This is a genomic window from Escherichia sp. E13S3, from assembly GCF_004212325.1.
Taxonomy (GTDB): domain Bacteria; phylum Pseudomonadota; class Gammaproteobacteria; order Enterobacterales; family Enterobacteriaceae; genus Escherichia.
This window is the reverse complement of sequence record NZ_RHJR01000026.1, coordinates 26,506-42,932: the sequence shown is the minus strand read 5'-3', so window position 1 is coordinate 42,932 and position 16,427 is coordinate 26,506. Positions and strand designations below refer to the sequence as shown.

The following is a 16,427-nucleotide window of genomic DNA, read 5'->3' as shown; positions in this document are numbered from 1 at the left end:
CATCAACTTCTCCCGTCCGGCAGGTCAGGTGATTGCCCAGTACTATGAATTCCTGCGCCTCGGTCGTGAAGGTTATACCAAAGTACAGAACGCCTCTTACCAGGTTGCTGCTTATCTGGCGGATGAAATCGCCAAACTGGGGCCGTATGAGTTCATCTGTACCGGTCGCCCGGATGAAGGTATCCCGGCAGTGTGCTTCAAACTGAAAGACGGGGAAAATCCAGGATATACCCTGTATGACCTCTCTGAACGTCTGCGTCTGCGCGGCTGGCAGGTTCCGGCATTTACCCTCGGCGGAGAGGCCACCGACATCGTGGTAATGCGCATTATGTGCCGCCGTGGCTTCGAAATGGACTTCGCTGAACTGTTACTGGAAGACTACAAAGCCTCCCTGAAATACCTCAGCGATCACCCGAAACTGCAGGGTATTGCCCAGCAGAACAGCTTTAAACATACCTGATAACGTTTAAGCGGTAACGGTGTCCCGAAACGAACCGTTTCGGGACAATTTCCGAAGTCTGTTCACTGGCATTAGCAACGGAAAAAATTGTTCTGAAGGCACTTCAGAGCAAAACAGGTGCGGTTCCACAGGACAACCGTTTTAGGGGGATAATATGGCTACATCAGTACAGACAGGTAAAGCTAAGCAGCTAACATTACTCGGGTTCTTCGCCATCACGGCGTCGATGGTAATGGCTGTTTATGAATACCCTACCTTCGCAACATCTGGCTTTTCATTGGTCTTCTTCCTGCTCTTAGGCGGGATTTTATGGTTTATTCCCGTTGGTCTTTGTGCTGCGGAAATGGCTACCGTGGACGGCTGGGAAGAAGGTGGTGTGTTCGCCTGGGTATCAAATACCCTGGGGCCGAAATGGGGATTCGCTGCAATCTCATTTGGCTATCTGCAAATCGCTATTGGCTTTATTCCAATGCTCTATTTCGTGTTAGGGGCGCTGTCCTACATTCTGAAATGGCCAGCACTGAATGAAGAGCCGGTAACGAAAACTATCGCGGCGCTGATTATTCTTTGGGCGCTGGCATTAACTCAGTTTGGCGGTACTAAATATACTGCGCGAATTGCGAAAGTGGGTTTCTTCGCGGGTATTCTACTGCCTGCATTTATTTTGATTGCATTAGCAGCGATTTATCTGCACTCCGGAGCACCGGTTGCTATCGAAATGGATGCCAAAACCTTCTTCCCTGATTTCTCGAAAGTTGGCACTTTGGTTGTGTTTGTCGCCTTCATTTTGAGTTATATGGGGGTAGAAGCTTCCGCGACCCACGTCAATGAAATGAGCAACCCCGGGCGCGACTATCCGCTGGCAATGTTACTGCTGATGGTAGCAGCGATTTGCTTAAGTTCAGTAGGCGGTTTGTCCATTGCGATGGTGATTCCGGGTAATGAAATCAACCTGTCCGCAGGTGTAATGCAAACATTCACCGTGCTGATGTCTCATGTGGCACCGGAAATTGAGTGGACGGTTCGCGTTATCTCTGCCCTGCTGCTGCTGGGTGTTCTGGCGGAAATCGCCTCATGGATTGTTGGCCCTTCTCGTGGGATGTATGTCACCGCGCAGAAAAATCTACTGCCCGCCGCGTTCGCTAAAATGAACAAAAATGGTGTGCCGGTAACGCTGGTAATTTCCCAGCTGGTGATTACCTCTATCGCGTTGATCATCCTCACCAACACCGGTGGTGGTAACAACATGTCCTTCCTGATCGCACTGGCGCTGACGGTGGTGATTTATCTGTGTGCTTATTTCATGCTGTTTATTGGCTACATTGTGTTGGTTCTTAAACATCCTGACTTAAAACGCACATTTAATATCCCTGGTGGTAAAGTGGTGAAACTGGTCGTGGCTATTGTCGGTCTGCTGACTTCAATTATGGCGTTTATTGTTTCCTTCCTGCCGCCGGATAACATCCAGGGTGACTCTACCGATATGTATGTCGAATTACTGGTCGTTAGTTTCCTGGTGGTACTTGCCCTGCCCTTTATTCTCTATGCCATTCATGACCGTAAAGGCAAAGCGAATACAGGTGTTACACTGGAGCCAATTAACAGCCAGAACGCGCCGAAAGGTCACTTCTTCCTGCATCCACGTGCTCGTTCACCGCACTATATTGTGATGAACGATAAGAAACACTAACCGTGTCTGAGTGGTAATAACACAAGGGAGCGAAAATTAATCGCTCCCTTTTGCGTACTTATTGCCGTATTGACTTGCCCCAGATAAGTACGAGAATAAGCGCACATCTGTTTACCGGAAATAAGCATATATGGATATCTGCTCCCGAACTGTGAAATCCGCGATTAAAAGGCCAGCGGCACTGGTTGCACTGGCTCTTTTACTGTGTAGTTGTAAAAGCACGCCTCCAGATTCAATGACGACACCACCAGCAGGCTCAAAACCACCAGCGACCGCACAACAGTCGTCGCAACCTATGCGCGGTATCTGGTTGGCCACGGTGTCCCGCCTCGACTGGCCTCCCGTCTCCTCGGTTAACATCAGCAACCCCACCAGCCGGGTCCGCGTGCAACAGCAGGCGATGATCGACAAACTGGAAAACTTGCAACGACTGGGAATTAACACGGTCTTTTTCCAGGTGAAGCCCGACGGCACTGCCCTTTGGCCGTCGAAGATTTTGCCGTGGTCCGATCTAATGACCGGCAAAATTGGTGAATATCCTGGTTACGATCCGCTGCAATTTATTCTCGACGAAGCCCATAAGCGTGGGATGAAAGTACATGCCTGGTTTAACCCCTACCGCGTGTCGGTTAATACGAAGCCCGGAACTATCAGGGAACTGAATAGCACCCTGTCTCAACAACCGGCCAGCGTCTATGTTCAACATCGCGACTGGATCAGGACGTCAGGTGACCGTTTTGTTCTCGACCCAGGGATCCCTGAAGTTCAGGACTGGATCACATCGATAGTTGCTGAAGTGGTTTCTCGTTATCCGGTAGATGGCGTGCAGTTTGACGACTATTTTTATACTGAATCGCCGGATTCACGGCTTAACGATAACGAGACATACCGCAAATACGGTGGTGCATTTGCGTCAAAAGCCGACTGGCGGCGCAACAATACCCAGCAGTTAATTGCTAAGGTGTCGCACACCATTAAAAGCATTAAACCGGAAGTCGAATTTGGTGTAAGCCCTGCAGGCGTCTGGCGCAATCGCTCACACGATCCGCTCGGTTCTGATACGCGTGGGGCCGCAGCTTATGATGAATCCTACGCAGACACTCGTCGTTGGGTCGAACAAGGCTTACTGGATTATATAGCCCCGCAAATTTACTGGCCGTTCTCGCGTAGCGCCGCACGTTATGACGTGCTGGCAAAATGGTGGGCAGATGTCGTCAAACCAACCAAAACCCGTCTTTATATTGGTATCGCCTTCTATAAAGTCGGCGAACCCTCAAAGATAGAACCAGACTGGATGGTTAACGGCGGCGTGCCAGAACTGAAAAAGCAGCTCGATCTTAACGACGCCGTGCCAGAAATTAGCGGCACAATTTTGTTCCGCGAAGACTATCTGAACAAGCCGCAAACTCAACAGGCAGTTAGCTATCTGCAAAGCCGTTGGGGAAGCTAAACGCCCTTTCTTACTTTATGACACTGCCGGTGCTTTAAACACCGGCTTGTCATCAACAAAACACTCTCAACGAATAATCAAATCAACTTAAGTCGAATTGTTATAATTCCCCTGATAAAAACGTATGAATATGAAAAACCATACGATATTAACCATCACCGAAAAATAATCACGATGGGCTATACTCTTCAGAAGACCAGTAACGTAGATTAAAACGGTCATAAGTCATTTATTTCGTTTCGGTATATCTTCATATTTCAGGAGAATATGGTGCCATAAACCTGTCCAAACGAGTTGCGTTTTTCGATTCCGTCTGCCTTTCCAGCCGTATAAGGGTATGAATTATGGAGATGTACTTTAAAAGAATGAAAGATGAGTGGACCGGATTAGTTGCTCAGGTCGACCCCCTCATTCGTAACAAAGCGGCAGAAATTGCCGTAACGCATGCTCATTACTTAAGTGTTGAGTTTTATCGAATTGTACGCACTGACCCGCATGCCGAAGAGTTTTTGAGTAACGAACAGGTTGAAAGGCAACTTAAAAGTGCGATGGAAACGTGGATTATCAATGTGCTCTCTGCGCAAACGGACGATGTTGAAAGACTTATACAGATCCAACATACCGTAGCCGAAGTCCATGCTCGTATTGGCATTCCGGTAGAAATTGTCGAGATGGGTTTTCGCGTGCTGAAAAAAATCCTCTACCCGGTAATATTTTCCTCTGATTATTCACCTTCTGAAAAACTTCAGGTTTATCACTTTTCGATTAACAGTATCGACATAGCCATGGAAGTGATGACCAGAGCATTTACCTTTAGCGACAGTAGCGCGGCTAAAGAAGACGAGAACTATCGTATCTTCTCATTACTGGAAAACGCCGAAGAAGAAAAAGAACGCCAAATAGCCTCATTACTTTCATGGGAAATAGATATTATTTATAAAGTCCTGTTGGATTCTGATTTAGGCAGCAGCTTACCATTAAGTCAGGCTGATTTTGGCCTGTGGTTTAACCATAAAGGTCGCCATTATTTTAGTGGCATTGCTGAAGTTGGTCATATCTCTCGCCTTATTCAGGATTTCGACGGGGTTTTTCATCAGACAATGCTCAATGCCAAAAATTTGAGTAACAAAAGTCTGCGCGTGAAGTTTTTATTACAGATACGAAATACCGTATCGCAGATTATCACCTTACTGCGTGAACTCTTTGAAGAAGTCTCGCGTCATGAAGTGGGTATGGATGTACTGACGAAATTACTTAACCGCCGTTTCTTGCCGACTATCTTTAAACGTGAAATTGCCCATGCCAATCGGGCCGGTACACCATTGTCTGTTCTGATCATCGATGTAGATAAATTCAAAGAGATCAACGATACATGGGGACATAACACAGGCGATGAGATTTTACGTAAGGTCTCACAGGCGTTTTACGACAACGTACGTAGCAGTGACTATGTTTTTCGCTACGGTGGCGATGAATTTATCATAGTGCTGACTGAAGCTTCAGAAAATGACACTTTGCGTACCGCAGAGCGGATCCGCAGCCGGGTGGAAAAAACCAAACTGAAAGCCGCAAATGGCGAAGACATCACCCTTTCTTTGTCCATTGGCGCTGCCATGTTTAATGGGCATCCTGATTATGAACGCTTAATTCAAATAGCCGATGAAGCTCTGTATATCGCGAAAAGACGAGGTAGAAACCGTGTTGAACTCTGGAAAGCCAGTCTTTAGATGCTCCCGGATGCAGAGGTAATCATGAAGCTAACCGATGCAGAAAATGCCGCCGACGGCATTTTTTTTCCCGCCCTTGAGCAAAATATGATGGGCGCGGTGTTAATTAACGAAAATGACGAAGTAATGTTTTTTAATCCTGCGGCGGAGAAGCTCTGGGGCTATAATCGCGAAGAGGTGATAGGCAATAACATTGATATGCTGATTCCCCATAATTTGCGCCCTGCGCATCCAGAATATATTCGCCATAACCGCGAAGGCGGTAAAGCGCGGGTCGAAGGTATGAGCCGGGAATTGCAGCTGGAGAAAAAAGACGGCAGTAAAATCTGGACCCGTTTCGCGCTATCCAAAGTCACTGCCGAAGGGAAAATTTATTACCTGGCGCTGGTACGTGATGCCAGCGTAGAAATGGCACAGAAAGAACAGACCCGGCAGTTAATTATTGCCGTTGACCATCTCGACCGCCCGGTCATTGTGCTGGACCCGGAACGCCATATCGTGCAGTGCAATCGCGCGTTTACTGAAATGTTTGGTTACTGCATCAGCGAAGCCAGCGGTATGCAGCCCGATACTTTGCTTAACATCCCTGAATATCCGGCAGATAATCGTATTCGCTTACAGCAACTGCTATGGAAAACAGCACGTGATCAGGATGAATTTCTGTTGTTAACGCGCACGGGGGAAAAAATCTGGATTAAAGCTTCTATTAGCCCAGTTTATGATGTGCTGGCTAATCTGCAAAACCTGGTGATGACCTTCTCTGATATCACCGAAGAACGACAAATTCGTGAGCTTGAAGGCAATATTCTCGCCGCGATGTGTAGCAGCCCGCCATTTCATGAAATGGGCGAAATCATCTGCCGGAATATAGAATCCATTCTTCATGAATCCCATGTGTCGTTGTATGCATTGCGTAATGGTATGCCGGTGCATTGGGCGTCATCCTCTCATGGGACGGAAGTAAAGAATGCGCAAAGTTGGTCAGTCACCATTCGCCAGCGCGATGGCGCGCCTGCCGGGATTCTGAAAATCAAAACAGCGTCCGGGGCGGTAACCAGCGCGTTTATCGAACGAGTGGCGGATATCAGCCAGCATATGGCCGCCCTGGCACTGGAACAGGAAAAAAGTCGCCAGCATATTGAGCAGCTCATTCAGTTTGATCCGATGACCGGTTTGCCAAACCGCAATAACCTACACAATTATCTCGATGACCTGGTAGAAAATGCCGTCTCTCCGGTGGTGTATCTTATTGGCATTGACCATATTCAGGATGTCATCGACAGCCTTGGCTATGCGTGGGCCGATCAGGCATTGCTGGAAGTGGTCAATCGCTTTCGCGAAAAGATCAAACCTGACCAGTATCTCTGTCGTATTGAAGGTACACAGTTTGTCCTCATCAGTCCGGAAAACGACGTCAGTAACATTACCCAAATAGCCGATGAACTTCGCAACGTCGTGAATAAACCGGTCATGATTGACGATAAACCATTCCCGCTAACCTTAAGCATTGGTATCAGTTACGACGTTGGTAAAAACCGGGACTACCTGCTTTCGACTGCCCACAATGCGATGGATTTTATTCGCAAAAACGGCGGTAACGGCTGGCAATTCTTTAGCCCGGTAATGAACGAAATGGTGAAAGAGCGTCTGATTCTTGGTGCGGCGCTGAAAGAAGCTATCAGCAACAACAAACTAAAACTGGTTTATCAGCCGCAGATCTTTGCGGAAACCGGCGAGCTGTATGGTATCGAAGCCCTCGCTCGCTGGTATGACCCACAGCATGGTCATGTTCCCCCTTCACGATTTATCCCCCTTGCTGAAGAGATTGGCGAAATCGAAAACATTGGTCGCTGGGTTATTGCTGAAGCCTGCCGCCAGCTAGCAGAATGGCGTAGCCAGAATATTCATATCCCGGCGCTTTCCGTTAACTTGTCTGCGCTGCACTTTCGCAGCAATCAGCTACCCAATCAGGTGTCTGATGCAATGCAAGCCTGGGGTATTGACGGCCACCAGCTGACGGTGGAAATCACGGAAAGCATGATGATGGAACACGATACCGAAATCTTTAAGCGCATTCAGATCCTGCGCGATATGGGCGTAGGTTTATCTGTCGATGATTTCGGCACTGGCTTTTCTGGTTTATCCCGTTTAGTCAGTCTTCCGGTAACGGAAATCAAAATCGACAAAAGCTTTGTCGATCGTTGTCTGACCGAAAAACGCATCCGTGCCTTACTTGAAGCCATTACCAGCATTGGGCAAAGCCTCAATTTAACCGTCGTGGCGGAAGGCGTCGAAACCAAAGAACAATTTGAGATGCTACGCAAGATCCACTGTCGCGTTATTCAGGGATATTTCTTCTCCCGCCCCCTGCCCGCCGAAGAAATTCCAGGCTGGATGAGCAGCGTGTTACCGCTGAAAATCTGACAATTTTCTCTCGCCCGCACTCGCGGGGTTTAATTTGACGTGACACTGTCACTTAAATACTGTGATTTCCGCTACGATTCCTGGAGATTCCTCCTTTAAGTCCCCCTCTTGCACCAAAACTGCACTACGCTGCACAAATGTTGATCAAAAGTTAAAAAATATAACTTTAAGCCAGCATTATGGCGCTTATCCCGACATGGCATGAGATCTGCATAAGCGGAAAGCGCAGCAATTTTTGTCTTATACAGGAACCGTTTATGTCGGATACCACCGAGCTGGTTGATTTAGCCGTTATCTTCCCTGAGCTGGAGATCGATTTGAAATACGCCTGTAGCGATAACATCACCGGCAAGCCGATTTATCAGCAAGCGCGTTGCCTGTTACACAAGGATGCGATTACCGCGCTGGCGAAAAGCATCAGTATCGCCCAACTGTCAGGCTTACAACTGGTGATTTACGACGCGTATCGCCCACAACAAGCACAGGCAATGTTGTGGCAAGCCTGCCCTGACCCGCAATATGTCGTTGATGTGGCCGTAGGCTCCAATCACAGCCGTGGCACGGCAATTGACCTGACGCTTCGTGATGAGCATGGTTTCATTCTGGATATGGGGGCCGGATTCGATGAAATGCACGAGCGCTCCCATGCCTGGCACCCTTCCGTACCGCCCGCAGCCCAGCGTAATCGCCTGTTGCTGAATGCGATTATGACTGGCGGTGGCTTTATTGGTATATCCAGCGAATGGTGGCACTTCGAATTACCGCAGGCTGCAAGTTACCCGCTGCTCGCTGACCAGTTCGCCTGTTTTGCATCTCCTACTACACAGCACGCTAGTTAACCAGGAAACTGTCATGAAAAGATCGATATCATTTCGCCCTACACTGATCGCAATCGTCCTTGCCGCCACACTGCCGGTTGCTCACGCCGCCGTACCAAAAGATATGCTGGTGATTGGTAAGGCCGCCGACCCACAAACCCTCGACCCGGCGGTGACGATTGATAATAACGACTGGACCGTAACCTACCCATCTTATCAGCGACTGATACAGTACAAAACGGACGGTGATAAAGGCTCAACCGACGTTGAAGGCGATCTGGCAAGCAGCTGGAAAGCGTCTGATAATCAAAAAGAGTGGACGTTCACCCTGAAGGACAACGCTAAATTTGCCGATGGCACGCCGGTCACTGCCGAAGCTGTAAAACTCTCTTTTGAGCGGTTGCTGAAAATCGGACAGGGGCCAGCGGAAGCATTTCCCAAAGATTTAAAAATTGACGCTCCTGACGAACATACGGTGAAGTTTACCCTTAGCCAACCATTCGCACCGTTCCTGTACACCCTGGCGAATGACGGTGCATCCATTATCAATCCGGCGGTCTTAAAGGAACACGCTGCGGATGATGCCCGCGGTTTCCTCGCGCAAAACACCGCCGGTTCCGGACCGTTTATGCTGAAAAGCTGGCAAAAAGGTCAGCAATTAGTTCTGGTGCCAAATCCGCATTACCCCGGCAATAAACCGAACTTTAAGCGAGTATCGGTAAAAATTATTGGTGAAAGTGCCTCCCGTCGCCTGCAGCTCTCCCGTGGCGACATTGACATTGCCGATGCGCTGCCGGTGGATCAACTCAACGCCCTGAAGCAGGAAAATAAAGTCAATGTGGCAGAGTATCCGTCACTGCGCGTCACCTATCTGTATCTGAATAACAGCAAAGCGCCACTTAATCAGGCGGATCTGCGTCGGGCCATTTCCTGGTCTACCGATTATCAGGGCATGGTTAACGGCATTCTGAGTGGTAACGGGAAACAAATGCGCGGCCCGATTCCGGAAGGCATGTGGGGATACGATGCGACGGCAATGCAATATAGCCATGACGAAACGAAAGCCAAAGCCGAATGGGATAAAGTAGCGAGCAAACCCACCAGCCTGACGTTTCTCTATTCCGATAACGACCCGAACTGGGAACCGATCGCCCTGGCGACACAATCCAGTCTCAACAAGCTGGGCATCAATGTGAAGCTGGAAAAACTGGCAAACGCCACCATGCGCGACAGAGTGGGTAAAGGTGATTACGACATTGCGATTGGCAACTGGAGTCCGGATTTTGCCGACCCGTATATGTTTATGAATTACTGGTTTGAGTCAGACAAAAAAGGTCTGCCGGGTAACCGCTCGTTCTATGAAAACAGCGAGGTCGATAAGTTACTGCGCAATGCACTCGCGACCACCGACCAGATGCAGCGTACCCGGGACTACCAGCAGGCACAGAAAATCGTCATTGATGACGCTGCTTATGTGTATCTGTTCCAGAAAAACTACCAACTGGCGATGAACAAAGAAGTGAAAGGCTTCGTGTTTAATCCCATGCTGGAACAGGTCTTCAATATCAATACCATGAGTAAATAACGTGACCTTCTGGAGTATTTTACGCCAACGCTGCTGGGGGCTGGTGCTCGTGGTGGCGGGCGTCTGCGTGATTACGTTTATTATCTCGCACCTGATCCCCGGCGATCCGGCGCGGTTGCTGGCAGGCGACCGGGCCAGCGATGCTATCGTGGAAAATATTCGCCAACAACTGGGGCTCGACCAGCCGCTATACGTGCAGTTTTACCGCTACGTCAGCGATCTGTTTCATGGTGACCTGGGAACATCCATTCGTACCGGGCGTCCGGTGCTGGAAGAGTTGCGTATATTTTTCCCGGCGACGCTGGAACTGGCAGTTTGCGCCCTGCTGCTGGCACTCCTGATTGGCATCCCGCTGGGCATACTCTCTGCCGTCTGGCGAAATCGCTGGTTGGATCATCTGGTGCGACTAATGGCAATTACCGGAATCTCCACACCTGCGTTCTGGCTTGGGCTGGGCGTCATTGTGCTGTTTTATGGTCATCTGCAAATTCTTCCAGGTGGCGGAAGGCTTGATGACTGGCTGGATCCGCCAACACATGTAACCGGCTTTTATCTGCTCGATGCGCTGCTTGAAGGAAACGGTGAAGTCTTCTTCAATGCGCTGCAACATCTCATCTTACCGGCGTTAACCCTGGCGTTCGTTCACCTGGGAATTGTCGCCCGACAAATTCGCTCGGCGATGCTGGAACAATTGAGTGAAGACTACATTCGTACCGCCCGGGCCAGCGGCTTGCCCGGCTGGTATATCGTTTTATGTTATGCGCTACCCAATGCGTTGATCCCCTCGATTACCGTTTTGGGGCTGGCGCTGGGTGATTTGCTGTATGGCGCCGTGCTCACCGAAACCGTTTTTGCCTGGCCCGGAATGGGCGCCTGGGTAGTGACATCAATACAGGCGCTCGATTTCCCGGCAGTGATGGGCTTTGCGGTCGTGGTTTCGTTTGCTTATGTGCTGGTGAACCTGGTGGTGGATTTGCTCTATTTGTGGATTGATCCGCGTATCGGACGCGGAGGTGATGAATGATGCTAAGCGAGGAAACACCCGTAGTACGTCCGCAAAAACGAACGAGATTTAACCTTGCAAAACTGTTATGGATGCTGAAAGGCAGTCCGCTTACCGTGACCGGCGCAGTCATCATTGTATTAGTGTTACTGATGATGGTTTTATCACCATGGCTGGCGACGCATGATCCCAACGCCATTGATTTAACTACCCGCCTTTTGCCGCCTTCTGCGGCGCACTGGTTTGGCACTGATGAAGTGGGACGCGATCTGTTTAGCCGCGTACTGGTCGGTAGCCAGCAATCTGTTCTCGCCGGATTAGTGGTGGTCGCTATTGCTGGCATTATTGGTTCGCTGCTCGGCTGTCTTTCAGGCGTGCTGGGCGGGCGCGCAGACGCCATCATCATGCGCATTATGGACATTATGCTGTCGATTCCTTCGCTGGTACTGACGATGGCGCTGGCTGCCGCTCTCGGGCCGAGTTTGTTTAACGCCATGCTGGCGATTGCTATTGTGCGTATCCCGTTTTATGTACGCCTGGCGCGGGGGCAAACATTAGTTGTCCGCCAGTACACTTACGTTCAGGCGGCGAAAACTTTTGGCGCGTCACGCTGGCATCTGATCAACTGGCATATTTTACGTAACTCCCTGCCGCCGCTGATTGTGCAGGCATCGCTGGATATTGGTAGCGCGATTTTAATGGCCGCCACGTTGGGATTTATTGGTCTGGGTGCTCAACAACCGAGTGCTGAATGGGGCGCGATGGTGGCGAATGGTCGCAACTATGTACTCGATCAGTGGTGGTATTGTGCATTTCCGGGGGCAGCGATTTTGATTACTGCCGTCGGGTTTAATCTCTTTGGCGATGGTATTCGCGATCTGCTTGACCCGAAAGCAGGAGGAAAGCAGTCATGACCCAACCCGTTCTGGATTTTCAACAACTGCATCTGAGTTTCCCCGGTTTTAACGGCGACGTTCACGCGCTCAACAATGTGTCATTGCAGATTAACCGCGGTGAAATTGTCGGTCTGGTGGGAGAATCCGGCTCAGGTAAATCAGTCACCGCAATGTTGATTATGCGACTACTGCCGGTAGGCAGTTATCGCGTGCATCAAGGCCAGATTTTACTGCTGGGAGAAGATGTTCTTAACGCTGGGGAAAAACAGCTTCGTCAGTGGCGTGGTTCTCGGGTAGCGATGATTTTTCAGGAACCGATGACCGCCCTCAATCCGACACGTCGAATAGGTCTTCAGATGATGGACGTGATCCGTCATCATCAACCATTAAGTCGTCGGGAAGCCAGAACTAAAGCGATTGCTTTGCTGGAAGAGATGCAAATCCCGGATGCGGCAGAAGTGATGTCGCGCTATCCGTTTGAACTTTCAGGTGGTATGCGCCAGCGGGTAATGATTGCGCTGGCATTCTCCTGCGAGCCGCAATTGATTATTGCCGACGAACCGACCACGGCGCTGGACGTCACTGTACAGTTGCAGGTATTGCGCCTGCTTAAACATAAAGCCCGCGCCAGCGGAACTGCGGTGCTGTTCATTAGCCATGATATGGCCGTGGTGTCGCAACTGTGCGATAGCGTCTATGTAATGTATGCCGGAAGCGTAATTGAAAGCGGCGTGACGGCAGACGTTATCCATCTTCCCCGGCATCCGTACGCCATTGGTTTGCTGCAATGTGCACCGGAACATGGAATACCGCGTCAGCCCTTACCCGCCATCTCAGGGACGGTGCCAAATCTCACCCGTTTGCCTGACGGCTGTGCTTTTCGCGATCGTTGCTATGCGGCAGGTGCACAGTGTGAAAACGTCCCGGCGCTGACAGCGTGTGGTGACAACAACCACCGCTGCGCCTGTTGGTATCCGCAGCAGGAGGTCATCAGTGTCTGACACGTTATTAACGTTACGCGACGTCCATATCGATTTCCCTGCCCGCAAAAACTGGTTTGGCAGAACTACCGAGTTTGTTCATGCCATTAATGGCATAGACTTGCAGATCCGCCGTGGTGAAACCTTAGGGATCGTCGGAGAATCCGGCTGTGGCAAAAGTACCCTTGCGCAGTTGCTGATGGGTATGCTGCAACCGAGTCACGGGCAGTGCACTCGTTCAGGATCACAGCGCAAAATGCAGATGGTATTTCAGGACCCGCTCTCTTCTCTCAATCCTCGCTTACCGGTGTGGCGCATCATCACGGAACCGGTATGGATTGCAAACCGCGGTAGTGAGCTACAGCGGCGGGCGCTGGCAGAGGAGCTGGCTGTACAGGTGGGGATTCGACCGGAGTATCTCGACCGCCTGCCTCATGCGTTCTCCGGCGGGCAGCGACAACGCATCGCCATTGCCAGAGCACTCTCTTCGCAACCGGATGTGATGGTGCTTGATGAACCCACCTCGGCGCTGGATATCTCCGTGCAGGCGCAGATCCTCAATTTGCTGGTAGCGCTACAGGAAAATCGCGGGCTGACCTATGTGCTGATTTCACACAATGTCTCAGTGATTCGTCATATGAGCGATCGGGTGGCGGTGATGTATCTCGGGCAGATTGTGGAACTGGGCGACGCTCAGCAGGTGCTCTCTACTCCGGCACATCCGTACACCCGATTATTGCTGGATTCCCTCCCCGCCATTGATAAGCAGCTGGAGGAGGAATGGGCATTGCGTAAAACAGAACTACCAGGAAACCGCACGCTGCCACAGGGCTGTTTTTTCCGCGAACGCTGCCCTCTGGCAACCAGTGGATGTGAAGTCCGGCAATCATTAACGACGCGGGCTGACGGACGTGAGATCAGGTGCTGGCGGGCGCTGTAGAGATGCGGAATCCGGCTATTGCATGTCTGTTCTGGCCGACGGAAACGTGGAAACGTTATGTGTCATAGGTTTTTTTTAACGTTTCCATCAACGCTTGCGCCGCAGTAGAAAGCTTATGGTGTGACGAACGCAGTACGCCTACCCGTCGCTCAATCACCGGATTGTCCAGTTCCAGACACACTGCGCCCAGTTCGCTCATCTGCCTGCGGCACAGTGCAGGCACAGCGCTTCCTCCCAACCCGTTTGCCACCAGCCGCCCAACCGTAACCAGTTGATGGCTTTCCAGCGCCACTTCCAGTTGCGTTCCACTTTGTGCCAACTGTTCTTCCAGCATCAACCTGACGGCTGACGGTCGCTGGAGGGTGATAAAATCGAGCGTCAGTAAATCCCGCCAGCTTACGCGCTGCCGAGTTGCCAGTCGGGAATCGGCTGGAACAATGGCGACAAACCGATCCACGCCCAGCGGGGTAAAATGCAAATGGCCACAATAGTCAGGTTCAAAGGCAATCCCCATCTCCACGCGCCCTTCGCTCACCATTTCGATCACCTGCTCATTCACCACATCGTGCACGGTGACGTTAATCCCTGAATAACAATCGCGGAAGGTTTTCAGCACCGGAGGCAAAACGTTGGCCGCAAATGACGGCATCGCTGCCACTGACACTTTGCCTCGCCTGAGTGTGAATCGCTGACGCATAGCCTCCTCGGTGTTATCCCAGTCAGCCAGCAAAGGCCGTGCCATCGACAATAGCGTTTCACCCTCCTGGGTTAACGTCACTTTTCGCGTAGTACGCAGCAGTAAAGCGCCCCCTAAGACATCCTCCAGTCCTTTAATGGCAAGACTTAGCGCAGGCTGCGACATATTCAGCCGTTCACTGGCATGAGCAAAGTTCAGAGTGTGAGCTACCGCTAAAAACGCGCGTAACTGTTTGATGCTCATTTTCATTTGGCACCCCACTAACTCATTGAATACATTTAATTAACATTAAATTGATAAATAATACAAATGAATGAGTCACAAATTTAAAATTAACAAATCATTTTTTGCCCTTAATGATGTTGGAAAGGACAACTGGAGGGCAACTGTATGGCTGGGCTGGATAAACGGGTCGCTACGTATCACGAGGCGCTTGAAGGACTTACCAATGAGATGACGATTCTGGCGGGAGGTTTTGGCCTGTGCGGCATCCCGGAGAATCTGATTGCTGAAGTTCGCCACCGTGGAGTAACCGGATTAACGGTGGTTTCCAATAACTGTGGCGTAGACGGCTTTGGGCTGGGAGTACTACTGGAAACCCGACAGATCCGTAAAGTCGTCGCTTCTTATGTTGGAGAGAATGCTTTGTTTGAAAAACAGGTGCTTAACGGCGAACTGGAGGCGATTCTCACACCACAAGGAACCCTGGCAGAACAACTGCGCGCAGGCGGCGCGGGCATCCCGGCGTTCTTTACTGCCACCGGTTACGGTACTCCTGTTGCCGAAGGGAAAGAAGTCCGCGAATTCAACGGTCGCCCGTACATCATGGAACAGGCTATCACTGGTGATTTTGCCCTTGTCAAAGGCTGGAAAGCCGACTGGTACGGCAACGTGATTTATCGTCATACCGCGCAAAACTTCAACCCACTGATGGCTGCTGCCGGAAAAATCACCGTGGTGGAAGTGGAAGAAATAGTGGCACCTGGTGAACTTGATCCTGCCGCAATCCATACCCCGGGGATTTTTGTTAATCGCGTCATTCAGGGGCAATTTGAAAAACGCATTGAACAACGCACCCTTAGCCGCAAAGGAGTCTGACCATGTTAACCCGTGAACAAATGGCGATGCGTGTCGCCCGCGAATTGCGCGATGGCTATTACGTCAATCTCGGCATTGGTATCCCGACCCTGGTGGCAAACTACATTCCTGACGGGATGGATGTGATGTTGCAGTCAGAAAACGGTTTGCTGGGAATGGGCGCATTTCCTACCGAAGAAGAACTGGACGCCGACATGATTAACGCCGGTAAACAAACCGTTACCGCACGGAAAGGCGCGGCAATTTTCGACTCGGCGCAATCATTCGCCATGATCCGTGGCGGCCATGTGGATCTAACTGTGCTTGGCGCATTTGAAGTGGATGTGAATGGCAACATTGCCTCATGGATGATCCCCGGCAAGATGGTTAAAGGCATGGGCGGTGCAATGGATCTGGTTGCTGGTGCCGGGAATATTATCGTGGTAATGACCCACGCCTCCAAATCCGGCGAATCCAAACTGCTTTCCGACTGTACCCTGCCGTTGACTGGCGTCGGCTGTATCAAACGCGTCTTAACCGACCTTGCTCTGCTGGAAATTGCTGACGGCGCTTTCATTCTGCGCGAGCGCGCGCCGGGGATCAGCGTTGCAGAAATCGTCTCCAAAACCGCCGGTAAGTTGTTTGTGCCAGAACATGTCCCGGAAATGCAATTCAACTGA

At 50.5% G+C, this 16,427-nt stretch carries 14 protein-coding genes; 13 read left to right on the top strand and 1 reads right to left on the bottom strand.

Annotated features, from left to right (window positions below; translation table 11 throughout):
* The 11 genes from D9597_RS22775 to D9597_RS22725 all read left to right on the top strand — a co-directional run.
* Nucleotides 1-460 (top strand): pyridoxal-dependent decarboxylase (locus D9597_RS22775; RefSeq protein WP_240780460.1); only part of this gene is annotated, 460 nt, incomplete at its 5' end.
* A 154-nt stretch (nucleotides 461-614) separates the two neighbouring features.
* Nucleotides 615-2,150 (top strand): acid resistance gamma-aminobutyrate antiporter GadC, encoded by a 1,536-nt coding sequence (gene gadC / locus D9597_RS22770; protein WP_130224878.1) that lies wholly within the window; start codon nucleotides 615-617, stop codon nucleotides 2,148-2,150.
* Between the two features lie 130 nt (nucleotides 2,151-2,280).
* Nucleotides 2,281-3,600: a glycoside hydrolase family 10 protein gene (locus D9597_RS22765; RefSeq protein ID WP_130224876.1), complete on the top strand. Its 1,320-nt coding sequence runs from the start codon at nucleotides 2,281-2,283 to the stop codon at nucleotides 3,598-3,600.
* 344 nt (nucleotides 3,601-3,944) lie between these two features.
* Nucleotides 3,945-5,327: a diguanylate cyclase DosC gene (gene dosC / locus D9597_RS22760; protein ID WP_130210475.1), complete on the top strand. Its 1,383-nt coding sequence runs from the start codon at nucleotides 3,945-3,947 to the stop codon at nucleotides 5,325-5,327.
* 24 nt (nucleotides 5,328-5,351) lie between these two features.
* Nucleotides 5,352-7,751, top strand: coding sequence for an oxygen-sensing cyclic-di-GMP phosphodiesterase DosP (gene dosP, locus D9597_RS22755; protein WP_130224874.1), 2,400 nt, complete (start codon nucleotides 5,352-5,354; stop codon nucleotides 7,749-7,751).
* A 257-nt stretch (nucleotides 7,752-8,008) separates the two neighbouring features.
* Nucleotides 8,009-8,590, top strand: coding sequence for a D-alanyl-D-alanine dipeptidase (gene ddpX, locus D9597_RS22750; protein WP_130210479.1), 582 nt, complete (start codon nucleotides 8,009-8,011; stop codon nucleotides 8,588-8,590).
* A 13-nt stretch (nucleotides 8,591-8,603) separates the two neighbouring features.
* Nucleotides 8,604-10,154 (top strand): ABC transporter substrate-binding protein, encoded by a 1,551-nt coding sequence (locus D9597_RS22745; protein WP_130224872.1) that lies wholly within the window; start codon nucleotides 8,604-8,606, stop codon nucleotides 10,152-10,154.
* A gap of 1 nt (nucleotide 10,155) precedes the next feature.
* On the top strand, nucleotides 10,156-11,178 hold the full coding sequence (locus D9597_RS22740; protein ID WP_130210483.1) for an ABC transporter permease: 1,023 nt from the start codon (nucleotides 10,156-10,158) through the stop codon (nucleotides 11,176-11,178).
* Nucleotides 11,175-12,071 (top strand): D,D-dipeptide ABC transporter permease, encoded by an 897-nt coding sequence (gene ddpC / locus D9597_RS22735; RefSeq protein ID WP_130210485.1) that lies wholly within the window; start codon nucleotides 11,175-11,177, stop codon nucleotides 12,069-12,071. Before D9597_RS22740 ends, ddpC begins: the two co-directional genes overlap by 4 nt.
* Nucleotides 12,068-13,054, top strand: a complete 987-nt coding sequence (locus D9597_RS22730; RefSeq protein WP_130224870.1) for an ABC transporter ATP-binding protein — start codon at nucleotides 12,068-12,070, stop codon at nucleotides 13,052-13,054. The genes ddpC and D9597_RS22730 overlap by 4 nt, the downstream gene beginning before the upstream one ends.
* Nucleotides 13,047-13,973, top strand: coding sequence for an ABC transporter ATP-binding protein (locus tag D9597_RS22725; RefSeq protein WP_130224868.1), 927 nt, complete (start codon nucleotides 13,047-13,049; stop codon nucleotides 13,971-13,973). The genes D9597_RS22730 and D9597_RS22725 overlap by 8 nt, the downstream gene beginning before the upstream one ends.
* Before the next feature lie 55 nt (nucleotides 13,974-14,028).
* Here the strand turns inward: D9597_RS22725 and D9597_RS22720 are convergent, their stop codons facing one another.
* A complete protein-coding gene (locus tag D9597_RS22720) occupies nucleotides 14,029-14,919 on the bottom strand; it encodes a LysR family transcriptional regulator (protein ID WP_130224866.1) in 891 nt (296 codons plus the stop codon).
* 141 nt (nucleotides 14,920-15,060) lie between these two features.
* Between D9597_RS22720 and D9597_RS22715 the strand changes: the two genes are divergently transcribed.
* Nucleotides 15,061-15,768 (top strand): CoA transferase subunit A, encoded by a 708-nt coding sequence (locus D9597_RS22715; RefSeq protein WP_130224864.1) that lies wholly within the window; start codon nucleotides 15,061-15,063, stop codon nucleotides 15,766-15,768.
* Nucleotides 15,769-15,770: 2 nt separating this feature from the next.
* Entirely contained in the window at nucleotides 15,771-16,427 is a 657-nt protein-coding gene (locus tag D9597_RS22710) for a CoA transferase subunit B (protein WP_130224862.1), read from the top strand.